The 15,180-nt window shown below is 41.0% G+C and carries 12 protein-coding genes; 6 read left to right on the forward strand and 6 right to left on the reverse strand.

What is annotated here, in order from left to right; translation table 11 throughout:
• Positions 1–27: 27 nt before the first annotated feature.
• Complete coding sequence (locus LV83_RS14500) at positions 28–798, forward strand: YdcF family protein (RefSeq protein ID WP_111612267.1); 771 nt, start codon at positions 28–30, stop codon at positions 796–798.
• 101 nt (positions 799–899) lie between these two features.
• Positions 900–2,021 (forward strand): AAA family ATPase, encoded by a 1,122-nt coding sequence (locus tag LV83_RS14505; protein ID WP_111612268.1) that lies wholly within the window; start codon positions 900–902, stop codon positions 2,019–2,021.
• A gap of 222 nt (positions 2,022–2,243) precedes the next feature.
• Here the strand turns inward: LV83_RS14505 and LV83_RS14510 are convergent, their stop codons facing one another.
• From LV83_RS14510 to tnpA, 5 genes are all read right to left on the reverse strand, one after another.
• A complete protein-coding gene (locus LV83_RS14510; RefSeq protein ID WP_111612269.1) occupies positions 2,244–3,545 on the reverse strand; it encodes a type II toxin-antitoxin system HipA family toxin in 1,302 nt (433 codons plus the stop codon).
• Positions 3,539–3,874, reverse strand: coding sequence for a helix-turn-helix domain-containing protein (locus tag LV83_RS14515; RefSeq protein WP_111612270.1), 336 nt, complete (start codon positions 3,872–3,874; stop codon positions 3,539–3,541). Before LV83_RS14515 ends, LV83_RS14510 begins: the two co-directional genes overlap by 7 nt.
• A gap of 141 nt (positions 3,875–4,015) precedes the next feature.
• A complete protein-coding gene (locus LV83_RS14520) occupies positions 4,016–7,900 on the reverse strand; it encodes an AAA domain-containing protein (RefSeq protein WP_111612271.1) in 3,885 nt (1,294 codons plus the stop codon).
• A complete protein-coding gene (locus LV83_RS14525) occupies positions 7,901–8,722 on the reverse strand; it encodes an SDR family oxidoreductase (protein WP_111612272.1) in 822 nt (273 codons plus the stop codon).
• A gap of 509 nt (positions 8,723–9,231) precedes the next feature.
• Positions 9,232–9,705, reverse strand: coding sequence for an IS200/IS605 family transposase (gene tnpA, locus LV83_RS14530; RefSeq protein ID WP_111612273.1), 474 nt, complete (start codon positions 9,703–9,705; stop codon positions 9,232–9,234).
• Positions 9,706–9,814: 109 nt separating this feature from the next.
• Between tnpA and rlmD the strand changes: the two genes are divergently transcribed.
• Together rlmD and LV83_RS14540 are read left to right on the forward strand one after the other, a co-directional pair.
• The gene (rlmD, locus tag LV83_RS14535) at positions 9,815–11,221 is read left to right on the forward strand and encodes a 23S rRNA (uracil(1939)-C(5))-methyltransferase RlmD (RefSeq protein ID WP_111612274.1); all 1,407 of its coding nucleotides are present in this window, start codon (positions 9,815–9,817) and stop codon (positions 11,219–11,221) included.
• The gene (locus LV83_RS14540; protein ID WP_111612275.1) at positions 11,218–11,595 is read left to right on the forward strand and encodes a hypothetical protein; all 378 of its coding nucleotides are present in this window, start codon (positions 11,218–11,220) and stop codon (positions 11,593–11,595) included. The genes rlmD and LV83_RS14540 overlap by 4 nt, the downstream gene beginning before the upstream one ends.
• A gap of 255 nt (positions 11,596–11,850) precedes the next feature.
• Here LV83_RS14540 and LV83_RS14550 read toward each other — a convergent pair whose 3' ends face one another.
• Positions 11,851–13,143: an aminopeptidase P family protein gene (locus LV83_RS14550; RefSeq protein WP_111612277.1), complete on the reverse strand. Its 1,293-nt coding sequence runs from the start codon at positions 13,141–13,143 to the stop codon at positions 11,851–11,853.
• 120 nt (positions 13,144–13,263) lie between these two features.
• On the opposite strand from LV83_RS14550, the gene LV83_RS14555 reads away from it, so the two are divergent.
• Both LV83_RS14555 and LV83_RS14560 read left to right on the forward strand, forming a co-directional pair.
• Positions 13,264–14,493 (forward strand): M16 family metallopeptidase, encoded by a 1,230-nt coding sequence (locus LV83_RS14555; RefSeq protein WP_111612278.1) that lies wholly within the window; start codon positions 13,264–13,266, stop codon positions 14,491–14,493.
• 2 nt (positions 14,494–14,495) lie between these two features.
• Positions 14,496–15,140, forward strand: coding sequence for an O-methyltransferase (locus LV83_RS14560; RefSeq protein ID WP_111612279.1), 645 nt, complete (start codon positions 14,496–14,498; stop codon positions 15,138–15,140).
• Positions 15,141–15,180: the final 40 nt, after the last annotated feature.

Raw genomic sequence — 15,180 nt, forward strand, 5'->3', positions numbered from 1 at the left:
TCTTTGGTTCTTGATCAAATCAAAACCATGTTCTTCTACCTCTCCCAATTTCTGAGTTTCTTGGCAATGCCTCTAACTATCATCAGTTTGCTGATCGTGATTGGGGCTTTATATGTGAAAGAGAAATGGGGCAAAAGAAGTCTCTGGACAGGAATAATACTATTGTGGTTTTTCTCCAACCAGTTTATCTCAAACCAAGCCATGCTAGCTTGGGAACCGGATTTTAAAGAGTTTTCTGAGATCAAAAATTATGAAATAGGCATTGTTCTTACTGGTGTGACCAACCTCAGCAAAACTGCCTATGACCGCACTTTCTTCAATAAAGGCGCAGACCGGATCACTCATGCGCTCCAGCTTTATCGCATGGGAAAAATCAAAAAAATCCTCATTACTGGAGGTCAAGGATTAAACCCAACCAATTCAAATTCAGAGGCTTTACTATTAAAAAATTTTCTACTCATGACTGGAGTGCCAGAGGCAGAGGTACTCATAGAAGATCAGTCCAAAAACACAGCTCAGAATGCTGAGTTCACGAAGGAATTTTTAATTAAAAACGGAATCAACACCGATCAGGAATTTTTATTGATTACCTCAGCTTTTCACATGTATCGTGCAAGAGGCTGCTTTGACAAAGTTGGGTTAAAAACTGAGACTTTCCCTACAGACTATTATGGTCACGATACACAGTACGATGTCCCTGCCTTTCTTTATCCTAACCCTACCTCGATCGAAAACTGGCACAAACTGTCAAAGGAATGGATCGGGATTTTGGTGTACAAGATAGTGGGCTATATGTAAGTGAAAATTGTGAAATGGAATTGTAAATCTTTCAATTTATTACGTACTTTACGTAACGTACTTTGCGTAACGTACTTTGCGTAATAAACGTAGCTGATAAAATGAAAGAACCATTCAATCCATTCGTAATCAACACCTATCAGGGAAAAGAGTATTTCTGTGATCGCGAAAACGATCTAGAAATGCTCATTTCTCACATAGAAAATGATAGAAATGTAGTGCTTTATGCCTGGAGAAGACTAGGAAAATCAGCACTTATTCATAGACTTTTTGATGAATTAGAGTCTTCTCAAAATTACGAAACACTCTACATCGACCTTCTCGCTACGCAAAATATCGATGAAGCCATCCAAACTATTTCGGCTGCGATCTATCAGAAATATGGAAAAACAAGCGGTGGGATCAGCGCAAGTATTCAAAAACTGCTGGCTTCCATAGGCGCGACTATTAGCTTTAATCCAATATCTGGAACTCCCGAGCTCACACTTGGAGTAAACAAATCCGAGCAGCCAAGACAGTCTTTAGCTGCATTGGGCGAATTTCTGCTCTCTAGAAAAAAACGGATTGTAATCGCAATCGATGAATTCCAGCAAATCAACGACTACGAAGGAGAGAAAGCGGAAGCCGTATTCCGAGCGTGGGTGCAGCAGATTCCTGAAGTTCGCTTTATCTTCAGCGGAAGCCATCGCACACTGATGGAAGATATGTTCACAGAGAAAAAGCGGCCTTTCTATCAAAGTTCAATGCTGGAATCTCTACAGCCCATTTCCTTGGAAGCTTATACTGAGTTTATCATCCAGCATTTTCAAGCAGCCAAAAAGACAATCGAAGCTGAATCTATAGCAAAGATCTATACTTGGAGTCGTGGCCAAACCTACACAGTTCAGTTGGTTTGCAATCACCTTTTTTCCAACTACAAAAAAGTCACAAATGCTGATGTTGACACGGTATTTAATCAAATTCTAGTTCAGCAGCAGGCGATTTATGCCAATTTCCAAAAAATGCTCACCCGCACGCAGTGGAATGTATTCCGGGCCATCGCCAAAGAAGAGCCGCTTCAAAACCCCTTAAGCAAAGATTTTCTTCAAAAGCATAAGCTCGGCGCAGCAAGTACCGTGAGCACGGCTTTAAAAGCCTTAGAAAGACTGGAACTGGTGATCAAAGACGAAGGAAATTACCTGGTTCACGAAGTGCAGTTAGCGAGATGGATGGCGAGACTTTAACTCCGCGTTGTGCTGCTTCTCCAGAAGCAGCACAGCAGTCAAACTAACAAAGTCACCGAATCAAACAACGTAAGAAACATAAAGAAAATGCTCAACCTGAGCCTCACCCGAAAATTAAGCCAGTCCCGTAAACCTCTGCTCACTGATCACTTGACAACTCACTCACACTATACTAATAATGTATTCTGAATCGAATTGCCGATGTGAGTGTCTTCACTCATATCAAATCAGTAAAGTGCTTTGAATACCATCTCTCAATTCAGTTTCCACTCCCACTTCATCCGCAAAATCCCTCCATCGTCGAATAGCAGCCTTCACTGATTCTAACTTTTCCTCCGGCTTTTTGATATTCATTTTCTTGGCTACTTCCAAAAAATCATCACCTGTAATATTTTCTCTCTTCCCATTCACCATCAGCGACTGAGCACTCACCCAGAGACTTCCAGGACGATAAGCATAGCAGATATCATAGGCGGGAGAAAGTCTCCATTTTCCAGTTTTATCCATCAAAAACGCAAAGTTCTTGGTATGATCATCACAGTTCCTCGCCAGCACATTGAATACCATACGAATGAACATTTGCTCCGCCTCAGGATAAGTGAGTCGAAGCATTCTCATAGTTTCGAAAACTTGCTCATAACTATAGAAACCAACTTGATTGAAGTCAAAATGACGAATTCCACATAAGCTTTGCATGTGAACTTTCTCACCATTTTCCAATCGATCAAAACGTTTGGTCATAAAATGTGCTCTGCCATTTTCCTCTAGCAATCGACATTCACTCATTTCAACCCCAGCTTCCACAGCCATCAAGTAATAGGCCATTTCCACCCTTCCATACCCTACCGTGGCTCCAAACTGAGAATCATGAACGCCATCAAACTTGATAATCCAATACGAAAATCCGGCTGGAGCTTTCACTTGCCCACTTTTAACTGCCCCTGTTTTTGGATTAAAAGCAATCACAGCCTTTGCACGAGCACCGCCTGCAGAAGTACCAATCTTGAGAATATCAGAAAGAGCAGATTGCTCCTCACTTGTCAAATTTGATTGAAAATCGGCTCTGGAATTGAGAATCTTACCTGCAATATCAACCAAACTATCAATCTCAATCGCACTTGCTTTCACTGCCTCAGTTCTGAATGAAGGCCTGATTTCCAAAGCCCCAATCCCACGCTTCCCTATAAAACACAGTTGCTCAACAGGATTCAGACTATCAACCGCTCTGCCATTTTGGGTGAGCCAAGCATTAATAAGCTGATTCCCATATTTGTCAGGAAGCATATCGGCCAGCAAACCCGGAAGACCCTTGAATGTATCGAAGACATCACCCCGGGACTTACGGATTTCAGGAAATGAATAAATCCTTTTCCCCTGACTCAAAGGCATTTTTATCGGTGATATATCGAGACCTGAGCGGAGAAAATTTTGGTCAAACTCAAAACTTCCTAATTGCTCAGAATCATCCCAGAGGATAGCACCGGCAAGCTTATCCCATATCCATATTTCTGCCGCTACTACCATTCTAAAGGAGGATCTTCAGCTGCCATATTGCTATTCCTCACCCGTTGACGCTCATGCTTCTTTTGAAGCTTGATGTAGGACATAGGGCTAATGACTGGCTTTACTTCAAATGACTCCAGCCATTGTAACTGATCGAGCACTCGGAGCACTTGGATCAAAGTGATCAAATTCACCTTTTCACCACGCTCCAACAAACTCAGGGTGGACCTACTCACACCAGCCTCTTTCGCCAACTGCTCCTGAGACCTGTTTTGCTCCATGCGATGATGCTTGACAAAATCTCCCAGCTTTTGTAGAATTCCTAAATCGCTTAATTGCTTGTAATCCATGACTTAAATATCATTCATTATCCTCAAATATACATATTATCGAATGAATTATCATACAATTATAAAAATTTCAAATGAATGATAATTCATTCATTTGAAATGAAAATACGACTTAAGGAATGACTTATAAGTCAAAAATAACTAGTACCTCTTGATAAATAGTTGCCTGCTCCACTTCCACTCAAACCGCCAACCCTTCTGTTCAAGTAAAATAGGATGATATGCTACAGCTGCTTTTGCCGTAGGCGTATTAAAAAATCGCTGATCATCTGTAAGGATTGCCTTCATTTCTCCTTTTGAATCATCAAAAACCAAGTCCATCACAACTGAAGGGGTTTCTTTGGTATAGCCTTTATTTTGATCCATCAATATATTTTTTAAGCTCCAATCAATCTCATAGCCTTTAGCAGTAGGCTCTGGGGCAAGAACTAAGGCACTTTTACTGTGCTTCTGTACAAAACTCAAAAACTCTCTCAATAGGACCAATCCAGGATTCTTAAGTTGGCCTGGTCGAAAATCTGAAGGCTCAATACTACTGATGATATGCATCTTTTTTCGACTTCGGGTGATCGCAACATTAAGGCGATTTTCAGCCCCAGCTTTACCCAACAGCCCAAAGTTGGTCACCAACTTCCCATCCGGGTTTGGAGCATATCCCAAGGATAAAATCACCTGATCAAACTCATCACCCTGCACATTTTCAATGTTTCGAACCTTGATCTTTGAATCCTGAAAACCAGCAGTCCAGAGTTTTTCGCGAATTAACTCCATCTGGAAATAATTCCCCGTAACTACCCCAATAGTATCAGTTGGGCTTGAGCTTAAAATTGATTCTACTTTTAAAACCACTGCATCAGCCTCCATTTTATTAACCTGACTAGCCCATATTCCTTGGACTTTTTCCCAAGTAAATGCAGGTTCAGCAGCCATAGAAGTAGAGAAATCAGGTAATGTCTCTAACTGATTATCGTAAAAATGTGTATTGGAAAAATGAATCAAAGCAGGATCAGCCGAACGATAATGCCCTTTTAGCTGATGCTTTTCAAAGAAATTCCCAGCCAATTCCAAAAGAGACTCCGCTTCATACTCCAAGCCTTCCTCATCCGAGTCCCATTTGACCTGATAGAAATCCGAAGGGCGCAGCTGTTTGGAATCACCTGCCACAACCACTTGCTTGCCACGGAGCATAGCAGGTAACCCTCGCTCAACCTGACATTGAGAAGCCTCATCAAAAATCACCAAATCGAATTCTTGACCAAGTGGAAATAAGGCAGAAACAGTTTCTGGACTCGCAAACCAACAGGGTAATAAGCGAAAAACTTCCTCTCCCATTTCTTCCATCAGCTTCCGAATCGGCCAACGCTGACGCTTTTTACTCACCTGATGGAACAAATCCCGATAAGTCAGTCGATTGCCCAAGCGATTATAGTCTAGCTCAGAAGTAACTTGTTCTCTAAGACGGAGCAAAGCGATATGCCTGGCTATATTCCTTTTCTCTAGAATCCCTTGCTTCAATTCTTCCAATTCATGTTGCATCGTCAAACTTCCAGCTTCTGCCAAAACAGGAGTTTTAGCTTCCAACTGAGCTATCCAAGCCAAATACCACGAATTCCAAAAAGCGCTGGTCTGATCCAAAACACTCAATTCAGAGTACTCTTCAGCAATTTTTCCAGCTAGGTCAAGAGTGATTTGGTCCAAACTATCCAGAAATCGATCAAATGAAACCAGTTCCGAAAATGTCTGATTTAGCTCTAATTCAGAACCAATTTCCGGTATTCCATTTTTGTATGCATCCAAAATCTGGGGAATACTTAGATAAGATTTCCATTGGATTGATTTGGTATAAAATAACTCAGAAAACGCCCAAAGCTCGCTAATTTGAGTCCTGAAGTCAGAGATGTTCCATTTTGCTAGTTTGTGAAAATCACTCTGATTTCTCCAGCTTAAAACCCATTCTAACACCGGATTTACCTCATCGAGAATACCTTGTAAACCCTCGATAGAAAGCTCACTTAATTCTAACCCATCAATTTTAGGCAACTTCTCAAACTCTTGATTTAGCAATTTCAATCCCTCAAGCTCTCTTTGCAAGTCAGATAAAACCACTGAATTAAGCTTTAAATTACCAGAAGCTAGTATCGAAAAAGTCAGCGGAAACTTACTTTTATTGAAATTCGCTTGAAGCCTACCGAACCAAGAGCCTACTTTAGACTCAAGCGTATTCAACTCTAATTCTAAAATGGAAAGGTTTTGGTCCGCAGGTGAAATCCCGAACGAATAGTTTTTAAGCTTCTCTATGGTTTTAGTAGACCATTCCTGAATCTTTGCCAGATTCTCAAAACACTCAGTATCTACCACTGAAGAAATCGCCAACTGCGGTTTTTCCAGTTGAAAAAAGGAAGAGTTTAGCTTCTCAACATTCTTAGAAAAATTCGAATCGGCTAGAATAAGTCTGACCAAACTCTCAAAATCAAGTTCTGAATACTCCCTATACTTAGAATTGAAGTCAGCGACCTCTTTCAAACTTTGAGCTATTCTTGGAAAAACTGCTGGCACAAAATGCGCAAAGGAAATTCGCTTTTCCCAGAATGTCCCGCTGAACTGTTTTTGGTACGAATGATAAATATTAAAAGACCTCTCAAACTCCTGAGCAGATTGAAAATCAAGCTTTATTAACCCTTCATGCTCGAAGAAGGACTTCTTCAAACTAGCCTTCAAATACATTCCTTTAATTGGAATACCTGCTGTATTCACATCAAAAAGCGCAGTTCGTAGGTTTTCAAACTTCTCTGAAAGTCTGGAAATAGTCTTGGAGTAATTTGAAATTTCCCGCTCTAGTTCTATGGAATCAAATCCCCGGTTATGCTCTTGATAGCTGTCAATTGACTCAATCTGCCCTTTTATTTTATGAAAAAGTTCCTTTTGATCGGCACGAAAATCATGCACCAAACCTAAAAAATCTCCAAAACCTGCATTTGATAATCGCTCAAATACAACATCCAAAGCTGCTCGCTTTTGGGAAACTACCAAGACTTTTTTGCCTCTAGAGCAATAGTCAGAAACTAGGTTAGCTATCAATTGAGACTTACCTGTACCTGGAGGTCCTTCTACAACTAGGCTTTTTCCTTTGCGAACTTTCACTAATACATTCTCCTGCGAAGCATCCAGTGGAAAAACAGGAAAAAGCTGATCTTCTCTTGGAACAGGCTGATTTTCATCACTAGTGAAATGCTCAGTGAATAAATCATCCAAGGTCTTTTCTCCAAATTCTATCTCCAGCTTTTCATAATCAGAATATAGAAAACTGCCTTTTTGAGCAAACAAACCTAAGAGCGCATAGCTTTTCAAAACCAGTTTCCCATCTTGAAAGAGACTAGAATCAAGGCTTGACTGGGAAATCGGAAAGGAGACGAGCTGATCCTCGAAAAGGGAAGAACTCAACTGAATCGAAAAATGCTCATTGAGAAGCACGGTAAGTGCAGTTCGGAATTCTGTCGCATCGTTGGACAATTCCTGCAAGGCCAGATTTAAAACTTCCTCATCTAGCGCTTTGCCGTATGCAAGACTATAGGCCAAAAGAAAAGCAGGATTCCACTGCCAATCATCTGTTTTGGAAAGATTCCACTGTTCTTTATCTACTTTTAGCTTTACTCCTAAAAGCAACAAAGGAGCACGAAGAACTTGTCCATTAAGTAATTTCCCCTCCACAAATGGCCAACCAAGATAAAGGGTTTGCTCGCCTGTCTCTTCCTGTGTAAGTTGATCTCGAAAGGAAAGTCTGGAAAATGCCTTGGAAATACTATTTACGTCAGCAAGCCGAGGGTCTGATTCTGGAATTAACGAAATTTGTTTATTTGAAGAAATAGCCTTCTTGATGATTTCAAAGCTATTTTCCCCATTCAAAAAATCTAATTCTTTCAGATCTACAACTCCGAAACCTTCTGCCTTTGGCAAATAAAGTGACCTGTTTTTGGTGGACAGGTCGACAAGACGGTTTCGGTAAGTCTGAAAGATCGATTCCTGCATTTACTGGAATGGTGAGTCTTTTTCCTTTTTCAACTGATTGTAAACGATGTAATCCAACCTTCCTGGCATCCATTTATTAAGGAATTTCAGCCACCATCCTTGAGTAGTCAATGTCAGATCGCGCTTTCTTTTTAAAGTGGCTTTCAGGATTCTCTCTGCTACCTCCTCCGAACTCATCATTTTTGATTCATCTCGTGGTGATTCGCCTTGCAAAGCACCGTGCGCATCTAGCGCGTTCTTACGGATATTTGAGGCAGTAAATCCAGGACAAGCCACCAGTACATGAACTCCTTTTTTCATCACTTCCGTTCTAAGAGATTCGAAAAACCCATTCATAGCATACTTACTGGCTGTATAGGCAGTTCTCGCTGGCGTGCCTCGAAATCCGTTGACTGAAGAAATTCCAATCACAGATCCTTTTTGCTCTAAGATTGACGGCAAGCAAAACTTTGTAGCATAGACTGCTCCCCAAAAATTTGTATTCATTACTTTATGAAACACCTCGAAGTCTAGATTTTCAAACAACGCTCTCATGGTTATTCCGGCGTTGTTAATCAGAATGTCAATTTTACCAAACTTCGCCAAAGTAGCCTGAGCCATTCGCTCATTGTCATCAATCACGGCCGCATCTGCGGTGATGGCTAGCACTTCTATGCCTTCAGCTTCCATTTTGGCTTTGACAGAATCCAGCTTATCCTGATTTCTGCCTGTAATGACGATTTTAGCACCTGCTTTACCGAATGCAAAAGCACATGATTCTCCTATTCCTGAGGAAGCTCCAGTGATGATTACTACTTTATCTTTTAGGCTATATTGTTTCATTGATGGTGCAAATATAGAGAAATGACAAAAAATAGATAGGATAGGTTTCAATTGAGATAAAAGGATGGCGCAACAAATCGCACCGCTGGTGCTCTGACCAATTCTGGATCACAATGCTACAGTCAAAATGCGCCGCTGGCGCTTTCCAAACACCATTTGTTTCAAAAGCTAAATGGTTTCAAAAACTAGCAGCTTGTAAGATCTTCTAGCTTCAGAGAAGCTTATTGATTGTAAAAAAACGATGAATGTTAACAGCATGAGCTTCGGAAAAGCGATTTTCTTCCATAAAAAATTGCACCGCTGGTGCTCTGGTTAATTCTGGATCACATTCCTACAATCAAAGTGCGCCGCTGGCGCTGCTTCCATACAAAGCAACCTAAGGCATTTGCAAGTCTTTCAAACTAGTTGCAAATCATTTTTAGCTTCGGAGAAGCTTTTTGATTGTAAAAAAATAATTACTAAAGTAAACGAGCTTCTGAGAAGCGATTTGATCCTCACCATACATTCACTTATAAGGGTACGTCATCCAAAAATTCGAACAAATATTCATCTTTAAACTCAATCTCAAATTTCTTTAGAAGCATCATATACTCATCTTTAAAAGTAATTTTTTGATGATGCGCTTCTTGATTTAAAATGTACTGATACACCCGTTCAACATGGGATTTGGAATACGAAAAAGCGCCATACCCTTTCTGCCAGGAGAAACTTCCGTCAGCCCAGTTCTTATCTTTTAAAAAATGATTGGATGATGTCTTTAATTTTTCAACCAAATCCGAAATTGTTTTGTCGGGATTTAACCCAATAAAACAGTGGACATGATCAGCCACTCCATTGACTATAATGGATTTGTGACCAAGATTTTGAATCATCGAAGACATAACTTTGAAAAAATCCTGACGAAACTCCCTTTTCAAAAGGCTTCGTCTTCCCTGTACTGCAAAAATCAATTGGATGTAAATCTGATGATAGGTATTTGCCATATTTTATAGCCTTATTAAGAAAGTAATTTACATAGTTCATTCTTAATTTCTACGCTCTCATTTAAGTTGCACAAAGGTCTTACGCCCTTTTTTCCCTAATTTTGCGCCCATGTCGCGAAAAATGAAAAACAAGGTGATCACCAACCTGCATATCGAGCGTATAGCTTCGGAGGGAAAATGCTTGGGACATCATGAGGAAAAAGTGGTTTTTGTCACAGGTGTAGCTCCGGGAGATGTGGTGGATGTGCGGATTACGAAGGGAAAAAGCTCCTTTATGGAAGGTGAACCGGTGAAATTCCACGAGTATTCTAAAGAACGCATCGATCCTTTTTGCTCGCATTTCGGAATCTGTGGCGGCTGCAAATGGCAGCACATCAATTATGATTTACAGAAAACCTACAAGCGTCAGCAAGTCCTCGATCAATTTCAGCGAATAGCTAAAGTGGATATCCCAGAAGTGATGCCAACTTTAGGCTCTGAAAAGACCCGATATTATAGAAATAAACTTGATTTCACTTTTTCCAACAAGAAGTGGCTGACCATAGAGCAGATTCAGTCTGGAGAAGATTTTGACAGAAATGCATTGGGTTTCCATATCCCAAAGATGTTTGACAAGATCGTCGATGTGGATCATTGCTACTTGCAGGGAAATATCTCCAACGATGTCAGAAATGAACTGAGAACTTTTGCGCTAGCTAACAATTTGAGTTTCTACGACATCAGAAATCAAGTGGGACTACTTCGGAATTTGATCATCCGAACCACTAGCACAGAGCAATCCATGGTCATCGTACAGTTTGGAGAAAATGATCAGGAAGGAATCCAAAAAGTAATGGAATTCCTTCATGAGAAATTCCCTCAGATCACTTCTTTGCTATATGTGATCAACACAAAAGGAAACGAGACTTTCCATGATTTGGAATTAGTGACTTTCTCAGGAAATGACTTCATCGAAGAAGAAATGGAAGGCTTGAAGTTCAGAATTGGACCAAAATCTTTCTATCAAACCAACTCCGAGCAAGCCTACGAATTATACAAAGTCGCCCGAGATTTCGCCGATTTGCAAGGCGATGAAGTGGTCTATGATCTCTACACCGGGACTGGAACTATCGCCAATTTTGTAGCCAAAAAAGCCAAGCAAGTCATCGGGATCGAATACGTACCTGCAGCGATAGAAGATGCGAAAATCAATTCTCAGATCAACGGGATTGACAATACGCTGTTTTACGCAGGTGATATGAAAGACATGCTGAACGAGGAGTTCATCGCGACGCACGCTGCTCCAGACTTGATCATCACCGATCCTCCACGTGCAGGAATGGACGAGAAAGTCGTGCAAATGCTCTTGAGATTAAATGCGCCGAAGATCGTCTATGTCTCCTGTAATCCAGCGACTCAGGCTAGAGATGTGGCACTTTTGGCAGAAAAATATGACGTTGAAAAAATTCAACCCGTGGACATGTTTCCGCAGACCTATCATGTAGAAAATGTAATCAGCTTAACCCTAAGGAAATGATGAGAGATGAAAATGCCCCCGAATTAGACGGGAAATATTTGGGAACGATTACCAGTGATTTTGTGAAGATTTCTGATACGTTGAAGGAAGCTTCTTACCAGATTCGCTCACGCAAATTTTCTGAATACCCAATCTTCCCTATCTCCAAAGAGATGCAACCCATCGGTAAAATCTTTATCGGAAAAGCTGAGAAAGATTTGGATTGGAATTACTTCATTACCTATCTCGATGAGTTTATTCAGCGAAAATTGATTGGAGAAGATGCCGTAGAGGAATTCCAAAATGCTTACAAAGACCCAGATGAATTTTGCTGCTTATTTGTGATCGACGGGGCCTTTACCAGTTTTGTTTACATTCCTTATCCAAACGATTAAGATCAAAACCAACAAAAAAGCTTTACCAAATGAATCGGTAAAGCTTTTTTTGTTTTTAGTAAGATAAGATTGCACTTGCTATTATGACTATTCGGCTTTCTACTATTAAAATGTTCAAAGCAATGTAGGGGTTGCCAAACTTTTAAAATGATGCCACTTCGGTCATCGGTCATCCCCGCCTGCAGTTCGGGCAGGGGTCTTCCAGCCAGATCACCAACGAAACCAAGGCTTCTGGCATAATTGCATATAATGAAATTAACCATTCATCAACTCCTCAATCTCTTCCGCTTCAATTGGGATATTTCTCATCAAATCGAAGTATCCTTTGCCTTCTTGGATCACGATGTTGTTTTCCAATCGCACTCCAAGCCCTTCTTCCTGAATGTAGATTCCTGGCTCTACTGTGAATACCATTCCAGGTTTGATCGGTCCATGCATAGTACCCACATCATGCACATCTAATCCCAAGTGGTGCGAGGTGCCATGCATAAAATACTTTTTGTAAGCCGGCCATGCAGGATCTTGATTTTTTATGTCTGTCTGATCGATCAATCCCAACCCAACTAATTCACTTTGCATAATTAGTCCTACTTCCTTGTGGTAATCTTGGATATTTGTTCCAATCATCAAAATCCGAGAAGCTTCCTTCTGCACCCTCAGAACAGCATCATAAACAGCACGCTGTCTTTCGGTAAATCTTCCGCTCACTGGAATTGTCCTCGTCATATCAGCATTGTAATTCCCATACTCTGCACCTACGTCCATGAGAAGCATTTCGCCAGCTACGCAAGCCTTGTGATTTTCGATGTAATGAAGCACGCAAGCAGAAGCTCCTGAGGCAATGATTGGCTGATAAGCGAAACCATTGCTTCGATTTCTTACAAATTCATGCAAGTATTCAGCTTCGATTTCATACTCTGTCACCCCAGGTTTCACAAAAGAGAGGATTCTTCTAAAGCCCTTTTCGGTAATATCACAAGCTATTTGAAGTTGCTCGATTTCCTCTTTTTCCTTCACTCCTCTCAGCTCATGCATGATCGGAGCAGCTCGATGATAGGTATGAAGCGGGAATTTCTCTTTGCATTCTTTTATAAATCTCGCGTCCTGTGTTTCTACGACTACACCGGCACGCAGATGCTCATTGGTATTCAAATACACATTGCAGCAAAGCGCCATCACCGTATTGAATACCTGATTAAAGTTCGAAAGCCACTGGATATTTTTGATTCCAGAAGTAGCCTCTGCTTCTTCTTTGGTGTATTTGTGACCTTCCCAGATGGCAATATGCTCATTCGTTTCGCGGAGAAAAAGAACTTCCCGCATGTTTGGATTTGGACAATCAGGAGCTACTAAAAGTATGGTTTCCTCTTGATCTATTCCTGTCAAATAAAACAAATCGTTATTCTGACGAAAGCGCATCGTCCCGTCAGCATTGGTAGGCATGATGTCGTTGGAGTTGAAAATTGCCACACTGCTTTCTGCAAGTTTGTAGCAAAACTTCTCGCGATTCTTAATGTAAAGGGAACTGGAAAGAGGTTGGTATTTCATATTTTTCTTAGGCTTATAAGGTGGAAAGTTACAAATTCTCGGGCTAAAATCAGGTTTGAAATTCCTCTGGAACCATTTTCCTGCTTTACTTTGTATATTACCGACAGGGTAAAATAAAGCATGGAATTAAACATCAAAGAACTTAGTAACGGCATTCGGATTGTCCATCAGGAAGTTACCCATACCAGACTTGTTCACTGCGGATTTATATTAGACATAGGAAGTAGAGATGAGACCAAAGAGCAAGAAGGGCTTGCACACTTTTGGGAGCATATGGCTTTTAAAGGCACTCAAAAACGTAAAACCTTCCATATCCTCAACCGTCTGGAGTCACTCGGCGGAGAACTCAACGCCTACACGACCAAAGAAAAAGTATGCTTCTATGCCTCTACTCTGAAGGAGCATTATGGCAAAGCTTCCGAGTTACTTTTTGACATTACCTTCAATAGCACGTTCCCAGAAAAGCAGATCGAAAAGGAGCGGCAAGTTATCCTGGAAGAAATGGCGATGTACCGGGATTCTCCAGACGATGCTATTCAGGATGAGTTAGATGAGTTAGTCTTTGAAAATCATGCCTTGGGAAGAAATATCCTCGGTACAGAGCAAACCGTCGGAAGTTTTACGCAACAGGATTTCTTTGATTTTATTTCCACACGTTTGGACACTTCCAGACTTATCTTTTCAGTGGTTGGGAATATCTCATTTCAGAAAGTTTTGAAAGGAATTGAAAGCCCTTTGTCCCAAATACAAACCAAGAGAAGCCTCTACGTCAGAAATGGATTTAATAACTATTCCCCCAAAATAAAAACGCAAGAACGAGATATCAGCCAATCGCTTTGTGCAATCGGCCGCCCCGCTTTTTCACTTTACGATCCCAATCGATTCAAACTTTACCTGCTCAATAACATCCTGGGGGGACCAAGTATGAATAGCCGATTGAATCTAATGCTCCGCGAAAAACATGGTTATGTCTATAGTATAGAGTCCAGCTATCAGCCGTTTTCGGATATCGGTTTCTTTGGGATTTACTTTGGCACGGAAGGAAAAACGCTGAAAAAAGCACAAGCACTTGTCCTAAAAGAAATGAGCAAATTGACTAACACAAAGCTTGGAACACTCCAACTTCACATGGCGAAGGAGCAGGCAATTGGTCAGATGGCGATGGCAGAGGAAAATTACTCCGCCTTGATGTTGGTTTATGGTAAAAGTCTTCTGGATCATGGAAAAGTGGATCCCCTGGACAAAATATTCGCCCAGATCAAAAATACCACTGCAACAGAACTTCAGGGAATCGCCCAAGACATCTTCAATCCTGAACAGCTTACTTTCCTAACTTATACTCCCCAATAATCATGGAATTTATCGACCCAGCGCTTTTAGCATATTGTGAAGATCATACTTCAACAGAAGACGATTTACTCCTGAAAATCACCCGGGAAACTCAGGCAAAAGTCATGATGCCACGCATGATCTCTGGCCATTTGCAAGGGAAAATGCTCGAGCTTTTCACCAAAATGCAGAATCCAAAAACTATTCTTGAAATTGGTACCTATACTGGCTATTCAGGGCTTTGTCTGGCTAGAGGTTTGAGAAAAGATGGAAAGCTGATTACGCTAGATATTAATGATGAGCTGGAGACGATGGTCAGGGGATTTTTTGAAGAAAGCGGACTCGCAGAGCAAATTGATTATAGACTTGGGAATGCGCTGGAAATCATTCCGACGCTTTCTGGGCCATTCGACATGGTTTTCATCGATGCTGACAAAATCAATTATTCCAATTATTACGACTTGATCATAGAAAAAATGAATGCAGGGGGGATCATCCTTGCAGATAATGTGCTCTGGTCAGGTAAAATCCTAGTCGAGGAAGGGCAAAAAATCGACAAAGACACCCAAGCCTTATTGGACTTCAATACCATGATTCAAAACGACCCTCGCGTCGAAAACGCACTACTTCCAATCCGGGATGGGGTGATGATGGCAAGAAAAATCTAGCTGAAGCGAAAAGGGGAATCATTTTTGCTAAAATGAGGCA

The organism is Algoriphagus yeomjeoni, assembly GCF_003259505.1.
GTDB classification, from domain to species: domain Bacteria; phylum Bacteroidota; class Bacteroidia; order Cytophagales; family Cyclobacteriaceae; genus Algoriphagus; species Algoriphagus yeomjeoni.

Excerpts from the sequence above, each read along its gene's own strand:
- LV83_RS14500 (WP_111612267.1), top strand. The coding sequence starts at position 28 with ATGTTCTTCTACCTCTCCCAATTTCTGAGTTTCTTGGCAATGCCTCTA.
- LV83_RS14505 (WP_111612268.1), top strand. The coding sequence starts at position 900 with ATGAAAGAACCATTCAATCCATTCGTAATCAACACCTATCAGGGAAAA.
- LV83_RS14510 (WP_111612269.1), bottom strand. The coding sequence starts at position 3,545 with ATGGTAGTAGCGGCAGAAATATGGATATGGGATAAGCTTGCCGGTGCT.
- LV83_RS14515 (WP_111612270.1), bottom strand. The coding sequence starts at position 3,874 with ATGGATTACAAGCAATTAAGCGATTTAGGAATTCTACAAAAGCTGGGA.
- LV83_RS14520 (WP_111612271.1), bottom strand. The coding sequence starts at position 7,900 with ATGCAGGAATCGATCTTTCAGACTTACCGAAACCGTCTTGTCGACCTG.
- LV83_RS14525 (WP_111612272.1), bottom strand. The coding sequence starts at position 8,722 with ATGAAACAATATAGCCTAAAAGATAAAGTAGTAATCATCACTGGAGCT.
- tnpA (WP_111612273.1), bottom strand. The coding sequence starts at position 9,705 with ATGGCAAATACCTATCATCAGATTTACATCCAATTGATTTTTGCAGTA.
- rlmD (WP_111612274.1), top strand. The coding sequence starts at position 9,815 with ATGTCGCGAAAAATGAAAAACAAGGTGATCACCAACCTGCATATCGAG.
- LV83_RS14540 (WP_111612275.1), top strand. The coding sequence starts at position 11,218 with ATGATGAGAGATGAAAATGCCCCCGAATTAGACGGGAAATATTTGGGA.
- LV83_RS14550 (WP_111612277.1), bottom strand. The coding sequence starts at position 13,143 with ATGAAATACCAACCTCTTTCCAGTTCCCTTTACATTAAGAATCGCGAG.
- LV83_RS14555 (WP_111612278.1), top strand. The coding sequence starts at position 13,264 with ATGGAATTAAACATCAAAGAACTTAGTAACGGCATTCGGATTGTCCAT.
- LV83_RS14560 (WP_111612279.1), top strand. The coding sequence starts at position 14,496 with ATGGAATTTATCGACCCAGCGCTTTTAGCATATTGTGAAGATCATACT.